Genomic DNA, 17091 nt, shown 5'->3' on the forward strand with positions numbered 1-17091 from the left:
TGTATGGGCATTCGTCAATAAAAAACAGGCGTTTGGGAATTATAGACGTAAAAAAACGGTGGCATTGCACCACCGTCTTTTTGTCCTTATGTTAGCGACATGATGAGGCGTCTAAGAAACCTCGGATCCGAGATTAAAACCCGGAAAGGTAATACACAGATTGTAGGTGCCTCTACTTCATAACTAACCGGCAAACTCAACAGCACCGGAGCCCAAAATAAATCCATCTTGGAGATTAAGAATATCTTGTATATCGACCTCCTTCTTTTGAACCAGTTACGACTCTAATATAGATGAATCAGATGGCAATGAAAAGAAAATTAAAACTATGTATTTTTTAGATCAGATTAAAAAAATCAACTAGAACATTCCCGATATCACGCTACCGCACAGCAGATAACGCACTATCTCAAACTTGGAGAGCTTCCTTTCCAGATTGAAGAGATCGCGCCATTTCCAATCGACGCGCCAAATTTTTTCAATACGCGCTCAGGAAGACCTTCTTTTTGACTGTAGTCAACAATATCTTCAGCCTTTAAAACATCTCTTGCAACCGAATCTATACTGCCGAAACCATCGGCCAAGCCCATCTCGACCGCTTTGGAGCCTATCCAAAACAGGCCTGAAAATGTTTCCGGCGTCTCTTTCAAACGCTGCCCGCGACCTTTACGTACAACCTCAATAAATTGCTGATGAATGTCATTGAGCATCGCTTGAGAAAAAGCTTTTTGCTTTTCTGAGTGCGAGGAAAATGGATCCATAAATCCCTTATTTTCGCCTGCAGTCATTAAGCGCCGTTCAACCCCCGCCTTTTCCATCAAAGCAGTAAAACCAAAGCCATCCATTAAGACGCCGATAGAACCAACTACGCTAGCCTTATTCACAAAAATCTTATCAGCGGCGGCAGCAATATAATATCCACCAGACGCACACATTTCATCGACCACGACGTACAAATGTTTCTGCGGATACTCTTTGCGTAGACGTCCAATTTCATCATTAATCATCCCGGCTTGCACTGGACTTCCGCCCGGACTATTAATACGCAAAATAACACCGGCCGAATTCGCGTCCAGAAATGCTCTGTTTAAGGCAGGAATAACCGCCTGCGCGCTACCACTACCTTCGGACTCAATCGCTCCATTAATTTCAACAAGTGCGCTGTGACGCCCCAAGTTCTCCATATCTCTGGCACCAAAATCACTAAACAAATAAAAGCCGCTGAGAATGAGTGCGAAAAAACTAAATTTAAAAAATATCCCCCATCGTCGGCGCAAGCGTTGCTCACGCAATGCTTCCATCGCTAATTTTTCGATAAAACCTCGTTCCCAATCGTTCTTCACTGAAGGCGTTGATGCATTTAAAGGAGTGTCATTCATCATTATTATTTCAAGCTATAACAGGTTTAACGAATTCGTCGGTTTGCCAATAAATACTACCGTCACGTTCAAATGCGGCAATTTTTCGTAAGTTGCTACCCCGGCAAGGTCCACCAGAGCAGTAACCAGTGTCCGGGGTATAAATCGCACCATGGGTGGCACACATGATGTACAAACCGCTAGATTCAAAAAATTCGCCGGGAGCCCAATCGAGTTCCACAGGCACATGCGCGCAACGATTTAAATATGCATGCGCTACATTTTCATAACGAACAACAAAGCCAGTTGCCTCGTCACCGCCAGCGGTCACAGGAAATCGTACGCCCTTCCCACCTTCAAGCACTTCAGAGGAAGCACAAATAAATATTTCAGACATTATTTCCTCACTCACGCATTCTGACTAAGCCAGTCATGCAATTCTTTCACTGTTTTGGCCGAATACATGGGCGCACAACTCAACAGAGTTTCTGCATCATGCGCACCGTATTCGACCGCCACCGAAGCCACGCCAGCATTGGATGCCATCTGCAAGTCATGTGTGGTATCGCCTATCATGAGCGTTCGCTTAAGATCTTGCCCCAACTCACGACTTAACTCTTGCAGCATGGCAGGATGTGGCTTAGAAAATGTTTCATCGGCGCAGCGCGTGGCATCAAACATAGACAGTAAATCTGCACTATGCATTGCACGATTTAAACCTACGCGACTTTTCCCGGTTGCCACAGCCAAAAAATACCCGTCATGGGAAAGTTCGGCCAATAATTCGCGAACGCCTTCAAATAAAGGTAATTCGTGATCGTTTGCTAAATAATGATATCGATAACGTTCCACCATTCGCGCATGATATTTAGCATCCACATCCGGCATCACCGCCTGCATCGCGGCACTTAAAGAAAGTCCGATCACATAAGATGCTGCCTGTTCGTCGGGTATAGGCAGGCCGAGATCGCGTGCCGATGCTTGAATACATTTAACTATGGTGGAGGTGCTGTCCATCAAAGTACCATCCCAATCAAACACTATAAAATCAAATTTCTTTTTTGCCATATTTATCAGATGATGCAAACATCATAAGCTTTGCAGACTATTATCATATTGAGGGAAATGGGTATTTTACCCGTAATAAAGAACCACGATTTTTTCAGAGCAATTCAACTTAGACTCTGCAAAAACTTAAGGCAATCAGGCGGGAGCGCGGCATTGAGAGTCATTGGAGTTTTGCTATCAGGATGAATAAAGGTAATCTGATGTGCATGCAAAAACATTCTTTTTAAAGCTCCGCGGCCTTCTGCCGGCTTTAAAAGCTCTCTATTTAAAGCAAAATCACCATATTTATCGTCGCCTGCAATTGCAAATCCACTGGCGGACAAATGCACCCTGATTTGATGAGTACGGCCGGTCTTTAGTTCCGCTTCCAACAAGGCAAATTCTGCATATTTTTTCTTTAACGAAAAAACAGTATGAGACGCCATCCCATCAGCCTGCACCCGCACACGACGCTCACCATCTGCAGTATTGTACTTATGTAAAGCTAATTTGACATGCTGTCTGGCATTTTTCCAATCGCCATGCACCAAAGTCAAATAGCGTTTATCCGTCACGCCATCGCGCATCTGCTCATGTAAGTCGACCAAGGCAGATCGTTTTTTCGCTAACATCAACACCCCGGAAGTTTCGCGATCTAAACGATGCACTAACTCCAGAAACTTGGCGTCAGGGCGTGAGGCGCGCAGTTGCTCGATCACCCCATAGCTGATACCAGATCCGCCGTGCACAGCAACACCAGACGGTTTATCAATGACAAGTAGATGTGCATCTTCATACAAAATAATGAATTCTGCACCTGGCACATGATTTTCTGGTTTTTCTGCCATGCGTATTGGCGGCACGCGAACCACATCGCCGACTTGCAATCGATACAATTGATCGATGCGTCCCTTGTTCACGCGCACCTCACCTGAGCGCAAAACCCGGTAAATGTGGCTCTTGGGAACGCCTTTACAAATGCGTAACAAAAAATTATCAATGCGTTGACCAGCCTCCTCTTCTGAGATTGTCAGTAGCTGGACTGAGGCTGGCGCTTGTGTTGTTTGACGGAGAGTGTCATTTTCAGCTTGTTTTTGAAGCACTCTCCCATTATTTATCGCTAAGTGCTTCATTTTGACTATATAATTGTTTTCGCTCAAGCTTTTAGCTTTAGCAAGTGTGAGAAGAAGCGACTATTTTACACAGAGGTATGTCAATCGGCCTCGCCAATTTGCAAATTCGATAGAAAAGATGTGTATGCACCTCACCTGATGCGTCAAGGTTGTGACCGATTGTGGCAATCGGACGGCAGACGGTGATGTGGATCAGAAAGTTTGAAATATAAGGATAAGTCTGGCAAGAGACGGCTGTTGATACAAACAGACGTGCTTGCCGGTTGATGGTTTTGATGTAGCGTGATCGATTTAGCCAAATACAATTATTTAAAGATGGTTTGGCGTTTACTAAGTTGCTCATCGCCTGGCGTTGTTATCGCATGTTCTACAAGGATTATGCAAATTTCACAATGCGGGGGACATGTGCACTCGATTCATAGTCAAAACTGTTCGCGCTCAGCGCACAACAGGTTGTAACAGATATAGCGAAAAGCATGCTTACAGCGTCATTTGCTGATGTGCTTGGCTATAGATTTGTCCATTTGTTGTTCCAGTAGCATTTCCCGCCCCCTCAAACTCTCCGCTCTCGCGTACATCCCCTGTAAGTATGGTTGCTAGCCTTACCATTAAGAGCTGGCGACAAAAGATGACCATCAGGTCACGGAGTAAAAAAATGAAACGTATGTTGTTCAATGCTACGCAGCAAGAAGAGCTTCGCGTCGCCATCGTCAATGGGCAAAAACTCATAGACATCGATATTGAAACCACTGGACGTGAACTACGCAAGTCCAATATCTACAAGGGTGTTATCACCCGCATAGAACCATCCTTGGAAGCATGCTTCGTCAATTACGGCGAAGAACGTCACGGTTTTCTGCCATTTAAAGAAGTCGCTCGCGGCTATTTTAAAGAAGGTATAGACGTGCGCAGCGCATCCATTAAAGATGCATTGCGTGAAGGCCAGGAAATCATGGTCCAGGTCGAAAAAGAAGAACGCGGCAATAAAGGCGCTGCGCTGACCACTTTCGTCTCCCTGGCGGGTCGCTATCTGGTCTTGATGCCGAATAACCCACGTGGTGGTGGAGTTTCTCGTCGCGTCGAAGGTGAAGAGCGTCAGGAACTGCGCGAAACCATGGACAAACTTGATTTGCCTACTGGTATGTCAGTGATTGCCCGTACCGCTGGTATAGGCCGCAATGTTGATGAGTTGCAATGGGATTTGAATTACCTGATGCAACTCTGGACTGCGATCGACGGCGCAGGCAAGTCTGCTGCTGGTGCCTTCCTGATTTATCAAGAATCCTCATTGGTAATCCGCGCTATTCGCGATTATTTCCAACCGGATATCGGCGAGATTCTGATCGATACCGACGACATCTACGAACAAGCTCAGCAATTCATGAGCCATGTGATGCCTGACATGGTACACCGCGTCAAGCGCTACAGCGACGATGTGCCACTGTTCTCCCGCTTCCAAATCGAACACCAGATCGAAACCGCCTACTCCCGCACCGTGCCTTTGCCATCGGGCGGCGCGATTGTGATTGATCACACTGAAGCATTGGTATCTGTCGACGTCAACTCGGCACGCTCTACGCGCGGCTCCGACATCGAAACGACGGCCTTCAATACCAACTGCGAAGCAGCAGAAGAAGTAGCGCGTCAATTGCGTCTGCGCGATTTGGGCGGTTTGATCGTGATCGATTTTATCGACATGGAAAACGCCAAGAACCAACGCGAAGTAGAAACTCGCCTGAAAGACTCTTTGCGCTATGACCGCGCACGGGTACAGATGGGTAAGATTTCCCGCTTTGGTTTGATGGAATTATCCCGTCAACGCCTGCGCCCGTCCCTGTCTGAAGGTAGCCACGTCACCTGCCCACGTTGCAACGGCACAGCGCATATACGCGACACTGAATCATCCGCATTGCAAGTACTGCGTATTATTCAAGAAGAAGCGATGAAAGAGAATTCTGCAGCGATCCACGTACAGGTTCCTGTCGATGTCGCAGCATTCCTGCTCAATGAAAAACGTGGCGAGATCCTGAAGATAGAAACGCGTCACCGCGTTACTGTCATCCTGATTCCAAATACGCATCTGGAAACGCCGCACTATAAGCTAGATCGTCTGAAGCATGATGATCCGCGCTTAGAAGAAGTGCACGCTAGTTACGCTATGGCAGAGCAAGCGGATACTGACATCGGTTACAGCAAGCGTCAAAAAGAAGAAATCAAGCCGCGTCAGGAAGCCATGGTCAAGAGCATTACTCCTGATACAGCGCCGCTGGTTGAGCGTAAAGAAGTTCCTGTGGCTGCCATCGCCGCTAGCACACCAGTGGTCGCTGCGGCGTCTGAAGGTTTCTTTAGCAAGTTGATGGGTTTTTTCCGCTCTAAACCGGCTGAAGCGGTAGTAATTACTGCCACACCGGAAGAAAAACCAGCTGCAAGCCGGGAGCGCTCCGATCGTGGCGACCGCAATAATCGCGGCCAACGCAATCGCAACGGTCGTGGTCGTGATCGCGCTGAACGTGAAGAGCGTCCAGCTAATGCTAACCCACGTGCCGAAAAAGACGCCAAAGACGAATCCGTAAAAGCGGCAGAGCCACAAGCTCCGCGTCAGCCTAAGCCACCTCGCCCGCCACGTGAAGAGCGTGAAGGACAGGAGCCTCGACGCGGACGCCAACCACGTCAACGCGAAGATCGTAAAGACGGTGCCTCAGCAGAAGCCAAGACTGAAGAGGTTGCGGCAGATGCTATCCGCGTAGCAGCATTACCTGCATTAGCAAATATCGCGGAGCCAACTACGACTGCTGCGACGCTGGTAAATGGCCCGGCCATGAGCGATGCGGACAACGAGCAAAGTGACGGTCGTCGTCGCCGCCGTCGTGGTGGTCGCAATCGTAACCGTCGTGACCGCGACGATACTGAAAGCAATGACGTCAATGCAGAAACTACTCAAGCAAGCACAGCAGAAGTAAGTGAAACAGTCAATAAGCATGAGTCTGCGACCGTAGTTAGCGAGCCGGCACCAGTTGCAGTTACGCCAGTTGCAGTGGAACTAGCTCATGCTGAAGTGATTGAAGTTGCACCAGTGGCCGCTACACCAGCGCCAGTGGCTGAAGCAGTTGAAGTCGCTGCTGCCGTTGCGACTCCAATGCCAGCGGTAGAAGTCGCTCCAGTTGCAATGACCGAAGTTACTCCGGCAGCAGTGCCTGAGGTGGTCGAAGTTGCGCCTGTCGTCGTAACGCCGGCACCAGTGGCCGAAACAGCAGCAGTCGCAGCGATTGAAGTTGCAACTATTGCGCCAGTTGAAGTTGCGGTTGCAATTGCGCCTCCGGCACCAGCACAAGCCAGCCTGGATTTGACGCCGCCTGTCGTGGTCGTTGCTAAGCCTGTAGCAAGCGCGCCAGTCGCACCTGCCCCTATGCAAATGGAAGGCCTGCACAGCATGTTAGCGCAAGCTGATCTGACGCTAGCCAGCACTGATCCTGAAAAACTGCGTGCAGCACAAGCAGCAAGCGCAGCAACAGTTGCGGCACCGCGCGTAGTACGTCAACGTAAGCCAGTAGAGCCGCTTTCAACAGAACCGCTGGTGATGATAGATACCAAGCGATAAACTGCATGTAAGCAAAGTAAAGCCCGGTTACAGCAATGTTGCCGGGCTTTTTATTGTGTAGAAAAACCGCACAACGCAAACATGTTATTGTGAGAACTCCCATTTTTAATCGGCGCTCGCCATCGAGCCTCTATCGATACTCATGAGTGAAAAATTCATTCCTTTGACAGACCATCGTCAATTTTCAAAAAAACTGCAGATTCCGCAGCAGTTGCTTGCAGCGACAGGAAAACTTGCAGATAGTTTTGGTCGACCTTTGCATGATTTGCGCATTTCAGTCACGGATCGCTGCAATTTCCGCTGCGTGTACTGCATGCCCAAAGAAGTATTTGATAAAGACTACCAATTTCTGCCGCACAGCAATTTACTCAGTTTCGAAGAAATCACCCAACTGGCGCGTATTTTTGTCGCACACGGAGTTCACAAGATCAGGCTGACCGGGGGCGAGCCTTTACTCAGAAAAAATATCGAGAAATTGATAGCTATGCTAAGCGGCATACGCACGCCCGATGGGCGCGATCTCGACCTGACCCTGACTACCAATGGCTCACTCTTGGCGCGCAAGGCCCAGAGTCTGAAAGATGCCGGTCTTAACCGCGTCACAGTCTCACTCGATGCGCTCGATGAACACACTTTTCAGCACATGAATGATGTGGATTTTCCGGTCTCAGATGTCTTAGACGGAATCCAGGCCGCGCATCAGGCTGGCCTTGGCCCTATCAAAATTAATATGGTCGTCAAAGCGGGCTTAAATGATCATGAAATTGTACCCATGGCGCGCTATTTCAAAGACACTCCACATATATTGCGCTTCATCGAATACATGGATGTTGGCGCATCAAACGGCTGGAAACTTGACGAGGTCATCCCTTCGTCAGAGATCGTGCAGCGCATTCAGGCGGTCGGTATGCCACTGATCGCGGTAGACCCAAATTACACCGGGGAAACCGCGGCACGCTGGCGCTATCAAGACGGCGCAGGCGAAATTGGCTTGATCTCTAGCGTTACTCAGGCGTTCTGCCAAGACTGCAGCCGCGCCCGTTTATCGACGGAAGGTAAGTTGTACACCTGTTTATTCGCCACGCAAGGCCACGATTTACGCGCACTCTTGCGCGACCAAACTCTGCCTGACCATGAACTTGCCATTTCAAATGTGGTGGCACAAATATGGAATAACAGAAACGATAGGTATTCACAATTACGCAGCGAGAACACGGAACTGCCAGAGCAGTCCAGAAAAAAAGTCGAGATGTCTTATATAGGCGGCTAGCAAGCAGGCCCTAAAAAAAGGCAAGCCCAAGAGCTAAGCCAAATGCGGCTTGCGGAGGCAATAGGCTGGAAACCCGCATGAATACTGCGCAAGCGGCCTGCTCATTTTTAATATTTTGAACCACATCACAGACAAGCAGCCATGACAGCAATAGACCAGCAACACATCACAGGTTTGATACTCGCAGGCGGGCGCGGCACGCGCATGGGGCAAGTCGACAAAGGTTTGCAAGCCTTTCGCGGCATGCCTATGGCGATGCACGTGTTGATGCGCCTGTCGCCGCAAGTGGGCGAACTGATCATCAATGCCAACCAGCATCTGGCTGCCTATGAGGCCTTCGGCGCACCAGTGTGGCCGGATCAGATCGACGGTTATGCCGGCCCTTTAGCAGGTCTGCAAGTGGGCTTGGCGCACTGCGAAACCCCGTATCTGGTCAGCGCCCCTTGTGATTCGCCATTTTTGCCAGACGATCTGGTGGCGCGCCTGTCCTTGGCCATAATCGCGGAAGACGCCGATCTGGCCGTTGCCACCACGGTAGAACTGGAAGACGGTATCGCACGCACTCAATCGCATCCGGTATTTTCTATGATGAAGGCGGAGCTACTTCCACACTTGACGCAGTTCTTGCAAAGCGGCGGGCGTAAAGTCGATGCCTGGTACGCCACACTAAAAGTGGTGACAGTGCCGTTCGAAGACAGTGCGGCGTTTCGCAATATCAATACGCTCGCCGAACTACGTCAGCACGAAGGATAAATTAAGCATGAACTCCCTTACTCCCGCCAGCTTACAAGAATTAGTCTCTTGCCTGTCCGATTACGATCCACAGGCCCTGCCAGTCGCGCAAGCACAGAAAATCATCCAAGAATTTGTCACTCCCATCCATGCCGTAGAAAAACTGGCCCTCAGGCAAGCTCTGGGACGGGTGCTCGCCGAAGATATTATTTCTGCCATCAACGTACCGGCGCACGACAACTCCGCCATGGATGGCTACGCATTACGCAGCAGCTGCTTACCTGCCTCGGGCGACTTGATTTTGAAGATCATAGGCACAGCTTACGCCGGTCGCGCCTTTGCCGGCACTGTAGCCCTGGGTGAATGTGTGCGCATCATGACGGGTGCCGTCATGCCTGAGCAATGCGATACTGTGATCCCGCAAGAATTGACAGCTAACGCGAGCGAGTCGCAAGTCACTATCCCTTTTGGCAAAGTCAAGAAGGGTGACAACCGCCGCTTTAAAGGGGAAGATCTGGCACTAGGGAAAATCGCTCTGAGTAAAGGCAAAATACTGCGCCCAGCAGAGCTTGGCTTACTCGCCTCACTGGGCGTGGCCGAAGTCCCGGTGCAAAGACGTTTGCGTGTCGCCTTCTTCTCAACTGGTGATGAACTACGGTCTTTAGGCGACCCCTTAGAGGAAGGCTGCGTCTACGACAGCAATCGCTACACCTTATACGGCATGCTAGAAAGACTGGGTTGCGAGATGCTAGACATGGGCGTCATCAAAGATGATCCTGTCTCCTTGAAAGCCGCTTTTCAAAGCGCCTGTGAAAACGCCGACGCCATCATTACTTCGGGCGGGGTCTCAGTCGGGGCGGCTGATTACACCAAACAAATCATGAGTGAATTAGGCGACGTCGCCTTCTGGACCATAGGCATGCGCCCTGGCCGTCCTATGGCTTTCGGCAAGATACATTCAAACGGTAGTAGCGCCTATCTGTTTGGCCTGCCGGGCAACCCAGTGGCGGTCATGGTGACCTTCTACTTTTTCGCCCGCAACGCCCTGCTGCACATGATGGGAGCAACTAGCCCCGTCTTAACTTTAGTGCCTGCAAAATCACTAGCGCCTATCCGAAAACGCGCTGGCCGCACCGAATATCAGCGCGGTATCCTCTCTATAGCATCGGATGGCAGCTTGCAAGTGGCAATCACCGGATCGCAAGGCTCAGGCATCTTGCGCTCTATGAGTGAAGCCAATTGCATGGTAGTTTTGCATGATGATCAGGGAAATATAGCAGCGGGAGATAAGGTTGAGGTCCTGCTGTTTGAGGGATTAATATAGTCTTTGGTTGATTGAAAAACGCCACCACTACTTAGTAGCGCACAGTATCAATTCGTAACTTAAAGTACGATACGGTATTGGGCCTTGCTATTCAAGTCCATGCGATTTTATACTGCTGCAATTTAGAACTACACTTTTGGAGATTCAATTGAAATCACGTTTGTTATTAATCAGCATAGTTGCAGCATCCGGTTTTCTTAGCGCATGCGGTGGTGGCAGTAGTGACAGTAGCGCCTCTAAGGCAAGCGTAAGTGCGGTCACCACCGATCAACTGATCTATCGCAAAATCAGCAATATCACCATCACGGGTCAGAACCTCGATCTAGGCATTAATATTTCAAATACCGGATGTTTTAAGATTAGTGAAGTAGCAGGTGGCAGCGCCAGTAAACGGGTATTTGCATGCAAAATGATCGGGGTTGGCGCAATTGCAATGACGGTCACTGCTGGCGACGGCAGCACGCTTTACAGCGGGAGTATGACTATTCCGCTCGCTGCGCAGCCGCAGGTGACGATGAACACCTCGCTCGGTGATATAGTCATGGAGCTCAATCCCGCCAAAGCACCGATAAGCGTGGATAATTTTTTACTTTATGTCGAAAATGGTTTTTACGTAAATAAAATTTTCCATCGCGTCATTAGCGATTTCGTGATACAGGGTGGTGGCCTCACTGCCTCGATGCAAGAGCCGACACCGACTTACCCTTCGATCAAACTGGAGGCGGGCAATGGGCTCAGTAACCTGCGTGGCAGCATCGCCATGGCGCGCACTTCCTTACTTGATTCAGCCAGCGCGCAATTCTTTATCAACGTAGTCGACAACGTCAATCTCGATGCTGGCAACGGTGGTTATGCAGTGTTTGGCAAAGTAGTCTCTGGGCTCGACACCGTTGATAAAATCAAAGTGGTGAAAACCATGACTCAAGCCTCGATGACCGATGTTCCGGTGACACCTGTTGTGATCAACAGCATCATACAAACTCAATAATAGTTTTTTTTACATTGCAAAGCAAGCATGCTATGCTCTGCGCTGCAGTGCAATATTTCTCATCTTCTTTTCAACGCTTACAAACCGCGTATTTCGCAACTGCCGTACGCAAATTTTAAGGAATTTAGAATGAATCACGGATTTAAATCATTACTGCTAGCCATAGCCATGTCTGCATTATTCAGTGGGGCGACACATGCAAAAGACGAGCCTAAAAAAGCCACGACTGCACCAGTGGTAGCGGCTGCACCTGCGGCCACATCGGCCACGCCAGCAACTCCGGCAGCCGCCGAAAAAATTGCCTTGCTCGATCTCAATAGCGCGACTCAAAAAGAATTAGCGGAGTTGCCAAAAATTGGTGAGGCGCGCTCTGCGGCCATCATCAAAGGTCGCCCTTACAAAGGCAAGGACGAACTAGTTTCTAAAAAAATACTGACCGAAGACGTCTACAATGGCATCAAAGATCTGGTCATCGCCAAACAAAAAACAGCAGAAAAAAAGAAATAATCATTCTTTAATCTCAAAAAAAGCCGACCTTCGCGTCGGCTTTTTCATTGGCTATTAATATCAATCCTAAGACGAAAAATGGGAACTCAGCGCAGCACAATCATGTCATTAAAATAATACCAAGAAGTCATATAAAAGCTGTTTCCAATAAATTTTTCGGTAAGTTTTTCTAATTAATGAAAATTTCGCTCAATCATTTTTAATAAGTTGTATGTGGCTTAAAGTGCTAATTTGGAAGTTACTAAAATCGAATGCGCAGCATCCATGCGGTCACTGGCAGCAAAAGCGGTGAAAAGGCGCATGGATATTGCGCATTGCTTTTTAAGTTCTGAATAAATACAAATAATCGAAGCACCATGAACTTATTATCAATTTCGCACTCTGATCCCTATTGATAATTATCCCGACAAAATTTTTACTTGTCAAAAGCTGGCGACAGAAACAATCATGAGCACACAGAGCGCAAACCACTATAGTCGAGAGGATTGGCAAAACGGCAGTCAACGCCAGCGCATGCTAGCGGCCAGTCTTGCGTTATTCTTGACACTGATGCTCGTCAAATTGCTCGCGTATACGCCAGGGCTGCAAAGCAGACGACTCAGCCCAGATAGCCTCAAGCAGACCATTAATTTGCGCTTTATTGAACTGACACTCCCTAAAGAAGTGAAAACAGAAGCGAAATCGGAAGATAGGCCAGTGGCTAGCGTTCAAAAAAACACAAGCCAGTATCCGCCACAGAAAAAATCCATTAGCATCGCGCCCACCACGCTGACAGCAAGCCCCGCTGCGATTAGCGTAGCAGCCGACCTCCCGGCAGATCCACTCTCCACTCCTCTGCAGATAGACAGCGAAGCGATACGCAGAGCCTACCAGGACAGCAAAAGCGAGATAGAGCTCCAGGCCGAACGTAGTGGCAAACAGCTAAACGACAAACCAAGGACAAAATTCGACCGATTGGAAACTGCCGTAGCCGGGGCGGCTAAACCTGATTGCCTGGGCAAAGACAGTGGCGGAGCAGGTCTATTAGCGATACCCCTGGCATTGTATTTACTCGCCGCTGATAAGTGCAAATAAACGTTTTAAACTAAGCACTCGCGGTAGTTTTCTACAAGCATAACCGGTCTAGCTTTCAAAAAATCCAGCAATAATTCGGCATAGTTGGCGCCTACCGCATGTTTGACGCTGGGGCGCTGCGCTAAGTGTAGCCACCACGCGCGTACTTTCGGTGTGTCGGCAAAGAAATCAATACCGAATACGGTCTCGAACACCTCAAAGTAACGTAACACCGGTGCGAAAACTGCATCGACCATGTTAAATTGCAGGCCTGAAAAATACGAGCCATCCTGTACCAGTGCCTCTAGCTGCTTCAATTTTTCACGTAACTCTTGGCTCTTGCCCCTTAAAGCAGGCGCATCGACGGCATTGTAAAAACCCGCTATGGTGCTAAGAATACTGCTACCGAACTCCATCCAGGCGCGCTGTCTGGCACGCAGCAAAGCATGCTTCGGATGCAGTTTGGGAAGATGCGTCTCATCCAAATATTCGCAGATCACGCTGGACTCAAAAATAGCCTGCTCACCCACCAGCAGAACAGGGGTCTTCGCCAGCGGGGAAATTGCAAGAAACCAGGCTGGTTTGTTTTTCAAATCGATATCAATCCGATGGTAAGCAATGCCCTTCTCGGCCAACACGATCGCCACTCTTTGCACATAGGGACAAAGAACATGACTGACCAGAACAAATTTCGAAGTCATGATGTCTCCTCAAAAGTTGGGGCTAAAACGACGACTGCGGCACCATGCATAGGCACCATCCCCCATTAGCCACAGTGACAACGAGGCCATCAGCAAGAACACTGGATACTCCCAACCACCATTTTGGCTGGTGTGCACCCACCCGTTTGCGAAATGCACACTAGCAGCGACCGCCATCACCGGCATCAAGGCCAACGCCACCTGTCTGGCGTACACGCCGAATAGCAAGGCAAGCCCGCCACCAAGTTCGGCGGCAAATACTGGATAGGCCAAAAAGCCAGGGAAACCTATACTGACAAAAAACTCTGCCGTGCCTGGCAAAGCAAATACCAAAAGTTTAAGCATTGCGTGGGCTATCCACATGACGCCTAGACTCAGACGTAACACAGTTACTCCATATTCGATAGACGTATAGCGAGGCTTAGTTGCGAACTTATTTGCTAACTTAGTTTCTGACTTCGTTTCTGACTTCGCTTCTAAATTCGTTTCGAGCTTGGCTGGTCCGGCAGTCATTTTTGTTCTCCATTGAATTAACGATGGATGCACTGTAGCATTGCAGCTTTACAATATAAATATGCAAAACTGCAATCCATGAATGCACAAACGCAATTCAAGTTAAGCCCTGCCGATCTGGCGGTGCTGCTGGCACTGAGTCGCACTGGCACTTTGGCGCTGGCGGGCGAACGCCTGAAGCAAGATGCCTCTACCGTTTTTAGAAGCATACAACGGATAGAAAAGGGGATAGGCCAGCGCTTGTTCGAGCGCTCGCGCAGTGGCTATCAGGCCAATGAGCTGGCGCAACAACTAACTGCGCCTGCTGAACAGATAGAAATGCAATTGGAAGCGGCACGCACGATGCTGCAAATGAGGCCAGAGCAAGTCTCGGGCGTGCTACGCGTCAGCAGTACCGACACCCTATTGCATGGGCTGCTGGCACCCGCATTGCTGCAACTACAAGTACAGCATCCCTTGCTGGAATTTGATTTGCGTGCGGGCAACGAGTTGGTGAGTTTGACGCGCAGGGATGCCGATATCGCATTGCGCGCTACCAAGAGGCCGCCGCCACATCTGATAGGCAAGCGCATCGGCCCTATAAGGGTGGCGGTATTCGCCGCAAAATCCGCAGCAGATCCCGGGGCGAATAACGAAATAGAATATCAAGAACAACATTGGATAGCACCCGACGAGGCCCTGCCTGAGCATCCCTCGGTAATCTGGAGAAAAAAACACTACCCAAAAATCGTTCCAAAATATCGCGTGAATAGCATACTCACTGTCGCAGAGTTTGTCGCACGTGGTTTAGGCATGGGCATACTGCCGATTTTTCTGGCGCAAGGCCGCGCCGACCTAGTGCAAGTGAGCGAAGTTCTAGACGAATGCCAAACTGATCTATGGTTACTCACGCACACTGAAGCACGCCACTTAAGGCGTGTCAGCACAGTGTTTAGCTACCTCGCTGAACATTTACATCTGGACTAACGCGGCCACCAGCGAGCACTTATAAAGCTGTACCGACCGGGCTTAAGCACCACTACTGCCATGCACGGCTCGCACAGTCTGCAGCATCTCATGCACATCGTTTGTCATCACCGCCAAAAAGCCTAGCAAGAGTAAATAATAAGCTGAGTAAGTCAGGCGTACTTCTGTAGAGATGCCGTAATACTGCTGATTTTCTGGCGCCTTAGCGTCGTACTTCCAGGCACGCCACAATTGCGGGCCGGCCATGATGGCGATCAAGACCAGGATGGGGCTAGGCCGGTAGTAAAACAGTGCCGCTAGTACTGGTACCCCAGCAAACCAGACCCGTGGCGTGAGCACCGCTGTGATACGCCCGCCATCAAACGGCGACAGCGGTATCATATTGAACAGGTTCAGAAAGAAGCCTGAATACGCCACCGCCAACAACAAATCGCTATTGTAGTTGCGCGCAAAAAAATAGCAGATGACCGCGCCCACCGTACCCGCCAGAGGGCCAGCTAAACCTATATAGGCCTCAGTCTCGGCATTGTGCGGCTGGTCTTTGAGCTCTATCCAGGCGCCGACGAAGGGGATGAAAGTCGGCAAGCCCACATTCAGGCCACGCTGGCGTGCGGCCAGATAATGTCCCATCTCATGCACCAGCAACAAGAACACGAAACCCACGGCATACCACCAACCAAACACCATGGCATACACTGCAACCGAGACCAACATGCTGCCGCCGGTGACTAAAAGCTTGCTAAATTTCGCGCCAGACAAGAGCAACAACAAAAGCTTAATCATAATGAGCCTGGCCCCGGAGTATGCTCAGTGCCAGCTACTTTAGCGGCATCCTTACCCGCCTCAGAATTTAACGGAGCAGCGCTGCTGTCAAGCGTTGTCGTGTTCACGACAGCACTAGCCAACACGGGCGCAGGCTCCTTATCTTTTTTACGGCCAAACCACTTCTTAAACAAAGCACCGCCGCCAAACAGCGCCAGCAAACCAACTTTTGCGAACTTCGCCAGAAACGCCAAAATGACCGCAAACAAGCCAAGTTTTTTCGCCGCCACGCCCGCCACCAGCGCAGCTAAACCGTATTCAGCAACTTTATCGGTGCTGGCATTAAAATCAGCATAGCGTTTGCCATCGGAGAATTCTAAATTTCCCAAGAGATTTTGCGCGACCGCCTTCTGTGTCGCCACTTCTTTTAAAGAGGTGACTAAATTCAAACTGATATAACCTTCGCGCCCCAAAGCATACGTGTTGTAATTAACGCCCGGGTCTTCATCGACACCGACTTTATCCTTGCTAATGGCAGACCAGACCAGTCTATGATTGTTGGCATCGTAGGCCGGTTTTTCAGCCCAACCGACGACCTGCATCTCGCGTATTCCCTTCTCGCGTCTTGCCACATTACCGGCCTCGGCCCCCTCAGTAAGACTCTTCAATAGCTCATCGGCGTTCCACTCTTTGGCATCGTCTTCTTTGATGTAGCCGGCTTTTTCGTAACGCGCTACAACAAACCAGTTTTCATCACTGGCCGGAAAAATCACACCCAGTAAACTATCGTCACTACTATTGCCCATGGCGCGCAAAATTCTGGAAGCAGTTGGATTCGGTATAAAGATCTGCCCGGCGGGTATTCTCAAGACCGCCTGATCTAGCATCTTTACTTCAAACGGTCCCGCTTGTTTGACCTTATCCGCCTCTTCATAAGCGGCTTTAATCTCAGCCTGTTGCGCCTCGCTTTGTGCCTGTGCAAACGGCGCGAACATTGCAAACATTGTGATTAGCGCGAAGGCAAATACTGCCTGACATTTTTTTAGTGTGAATTTCATTAAAGTGTCGTTCCAAGGATAAAAAAGTGGATAGCCGCGGCTATCCGAATAATTTCATTGCCATTTTATCAAATTAATGAA

The 17091-nt window shown here is 49.4% G+C and carries 16 protein-coding genes; 8 read left to right on the forward strand and 8 right to left on the reverse strand.

What is annotated here, in order from left to right; all coding sequences use genetic code 11:
* Positions 1–404: 404 nt before the first annotated feature.
* The 4 genes from ACO0K8_RS04715 to ACO0K8_RS04730 form a co-directional block, all read right to left on the reverse strand.
* Positions 405–1382: a S49 family peptidase gene (locus ACO0K8_RS04715; RefSeq protein ID WP_422945459.1), complete on the reverse strand. Its 978-nt coding sequence runs from the start codon at positions 1380–1382 to the stop codon at positions 405–407.
* Between the two features lie 7 nt (positions 1383–1389).
* Positions 1390–1755, reverse strand: a complete 366-nt coding sequence (locus tag ACO0K8_RS04720; protein ID WP_422945460.1) for a Rieske (2Fe-2S) protein — start codon at positions 1753–1755, stop codon at positions 1390–1392.
* A gap of 11 nt (positions 1756–1766) precedes the next feature.
* On the reverse strand, positions 1767–2426 hold the full coding sequence (locus tag ACO0K8_RS04725; RefSeq protein WP_422945461.1) for an HAD-IIIA family hydrolase: 660 nt from the start codon (positions 2424–2426) through the stop codon (positions 1767–1769).
* 104 nt (positions 2427–2530) lie between these two features.
* Positions 2531–3538 carry an RluA family pseudouridine synthase gene (locus ACO0K8_RS04730; protein ID WP_422945462.1) on the reverse strand — a complete coding sequence of 336 codons (1008 nt, stop codon included), beginning with the start codon at positions 3536–3538 and terminating at the stop codon, positions 2531–2533.
* 655 nt (positions 3539–4193) lie between these two features.
* On the opposite strand from ACO0K8_RS04730, the gene ACO0K8_RS04735 reads away from it, so the two are divergent.
* The 7 genes from ACO0K8_RS04735 (at position 4194) to ACO0K8_RS04765 (ending at position 13031) form a co-directional block, all read left to right on the forward strand.
* Entirely contained in the window at positions 4194–7136 is a 2943-nt protein-coding gene (locus tag ACO0K8_RS04735; protein WP_422945463.1) for an Rne/Rng family ribonuclease, read from the forward strand.
* Positions 7137–7278: 142 nt separating this feature from the next.
* On the forward strand, positions 7279–8406 hold the full coding sequence (moaA, locus tag ACO0K8_RS04740; RefSeq protein ID WP_422945464.1) for a GTP 3',8-cyclase MoaA: 1128 nt from the start codon (positions 7279–7281) through the stop codon (positions 8404–8406).
* 141 nt (positions 8407–8547) lie between these two features.
* Positions 8548–9159 carry a molybdenum cofactor guanylyltransferase MobA gene (mobA, locus tag ACO0K8_RS04745; RefSeq protein WP_422945465.1) on the forward strand — a complete coding sequence of 204 codons (612 nt, stop codon included), beginning with the start codon at positions 8548–8550 and terminating at the stop codon, positions 9157–9159.
* 7 nt (positions 9160–9166) lie between these two features.
* Positions 9167–10462, forward strand: a complete 1296-nt coding sequence (glp, locus tag ACO0K8_RS04750; protein WP_422945466.1) for a gephyrin-like molybdotransferase Glp — start codon at positions 9167–9169, stop codon at positions 10460–10462.
* Between the two features lie 409 nt (positions 10463–10871).
* The gene (locus ACO0K8_RS04755; protein WP_422945858.1) at positions 10872–11450 is read left to right on the forward strand and encodes a peptidylprolyl isomerase; all 579 of its coding nucleotides are present in this window, start codon (positions 10872–10874) and stop codon (positions 11448–11450) included.
* A gap of 129 nt (positions 11451–11579) precedes the next feature.
* Positions 11580–11957 (forward strand): ComEA family DNA-binding protein, encoded by a 378-nt coding sequence (locus ACO0K8_RS04760; RefSeq protein WP_422945467.1) that lies wholly within the window; start codon positions 11580–11582, stop codon positions 11955–11957.
* A 447-nt stretch (positions 11958–12404) separates the two neighbouring features.
* Positions 12405–13031 carry a hypothetical protein gene (locus ACO0K8_RS04765; RefSeq protein ID WP_422945468.1) on the forward strand — a complete coding sequence of 209 codons (627 nt, stop codon included), beginning with the start codon at positions 12405–12407 and terminating at the stop codon, positions 13029–13031.
* Between the two features lie 5 nt (positions 13032–13036).
* On the opposite strand, the gene ACO0K8_RS04770 is transcribed toward ACO0K8_RS04765, so the two are convergent.
* Both ACO0K8_RS04770 and ACO0K8_RS04775 read right to left on the reverse strand, forming a co-directional pair.
* The gene (locus ACO0K8_RS04770; RefSeq protein WP_422945469.1) at positions 13037–13711 is read right to left on the reverse strand and encodes a glutathione S-transferase family protein; all 675 of its coding nucleotides are present in this window, start codon (positions 13709–13711) and stop codon (positions 13037–13039) included.
* 9 nt (positions 13712–13720) lie between these two features.
* Complete coding sequence (locus ACO0K8_RS04775) at positions 13721–14224, reverse strand: DoxX family protein (RefSeq protein WP_422945470.1); 504 nt, start codon at positions 14222–14224, stop codon at positions 13721–13723.
* 78 nt (positions 14225–14302) lie between these two features.
* On the opposite strand from ACO0K8_RS04775, the gene ACO0K8_RS04780 reads away from it, so the two are divergent.
* Positions 14303–15190, forward strand: a complete 888-nt coding sequence (locus tag ACO0K8_RS04780) for a LysR family transcriptional regulator (protein ID WP_422945471.1) — start codon at positions 14303–14305, stop codon at positions 15188–15190.
* Between the two features lie 42 nt (positions 15191–15232).
* On the opposite strand, the gene ACO0K8_RS04785 is transcribed toward ACO0K8_RS04780, so the two are convergent.
* On the reverse strand, positions 15233–15973 hold the full coding sequence (locus ACO0K8_RS04785; protein WP_422945472.1) for a site-2 protease family protein: 741 nt from the start codon (positions 15971–15973) through the stop codon (positions 15233–15235).
* The gene (locus ACO0K8_RS04790; RefSeq protein ID WP_422945473.1) at positions 15970–17010 is read right to left on the reverse strand and encodes a DUF2167 domain-containing protein; all 1041 of its coding nucleotides are present in this window, start codon (positions 17008–17010) and stop codon (positions 15970–15972) included. The genes ACO0K8_RS04785 and ACO0K8_RS04790 overlap by 4 nt, the downstream gene beginning before the upstream one ends.
* Between the last annotated feature and the right edge of the window lie 81 nt (positions 17011–17091).

This window comes from Undibacterium sp. Ren11W (assembly GCF_049340485.1).
Lineage (GTDB): Bacteria > Pseudomonadota > Gammaproteobacteria > Burkholderiales > Burkholderiaceae_D > Undibacterium.

Coding starts and splice junctions, on each gene's coding strand:
- ACO0K8_RS04715 (WP_422945459.1), bottom strand. CDS start 1,382: ATGATGAATGACACTCCTTTAAATGCATCAACGCCTTCAGTGAAGAAC.
- ACO0K8_RS04720 (WP_422945460.1), bottom strand. CDS start 1,755: ATGTCTGAAATATTTATTTGTGCTTCCTCTGAAGTGCTTGAAGGTGGG.
- ACO0K8_RS04725 (WP_422945461.1), bottom strand. CDS start 2,426: ATGGCAAAAAAGAAATTTGATTTTATAGTGTTTGATTGGGATGGTACT.
- ACO0K8_RS04730 (WP_422945462.1), bottom strand. CDS start 3,538: ATGAAGCACTTAGCGATAAATAATGGGAGAGTGCTTCAAAAACAAGCT.
- ACO0K8_RS04735 (WP_422945463.1), top strand. CDS start 4,194: ATGAAACGTATGTTGTTCAATGCTACGCAGCAAGAAGAGCTTCGCGTC.
- moaA (WP_422945464.1), top strand. CDS start 7,279: ATGAGTGAAAAATTCATTCCTTTGACAGACCATCGTCAATTTTCAAAA.
- mobA (WP_422945465.1), top strand. CDS start 8,548: ATGACAGCAATAGACCAGCAACACATCACAGGTTTGATACTCGCAGGC.
- glp (WP_422945466.1), top strand. CDS start 9,167: ATGAACTCCCTTACTCCCGCCAGCTTACAAGAATTAGTCTCTTGCCTG.
- ACO0K8_RS04755 (WP_422945858.1), top strand. CDS start 10,872: ATGATCGGGGTTGGCGCAATTGCAATGACGGTCACTGCTGGCGACGGC.
- ACO0K8_RS04760 (WP_422945467.1), top strand. CDS start 11,580: ATGAATCACGGATTTAAATCATTACTGCTAGCCATAGCCATGTCTGCA.
- ACO0K8_RS04765 (WP_422945468.1), top strand. CDS start 12,405: ATGAGCACACAGAGCGCAAACCACTATAGTCGAGAGGATTGGCAAAAC.
- ACO0K8_RS04770 (WP_422945469.1), bottom strand. CDS start 13,711: ATGACTTCGAAATTTGTTCTGGTCAGTCATGTTCTTTGTCCCTATGTG.
- ACO0K8_RS04775 (WP_422945470.1), bottom strand. CDS start 14,224: ATGACTGCCGGACCAGCCAAGCTCGAAACGAATTTAGAAGCGAAGTCA.
- ACO0K8_RS04780 (WP_422945471.1), top strand. CDS start 14,303: ATGAATGCACAAACGCAATTCAAGTTAAGCCCTGCCGATCTGGCGGTG.
- ACO0K8_RS04785 (WP_422945472.1), bottom strand. CDS start 15,973: ATGATTAAGCTTTTGTTGTTGCTCTTGTCTGGCGCGAAATTTAGCAAG.
- ACO0K8_RS04790 (WP_422945473.1), bottom strand. CDS start 17,010: ATGAAATTCACACTAAAAAAATGTCAGGCAGTATTTGCCTTCGCGCTA.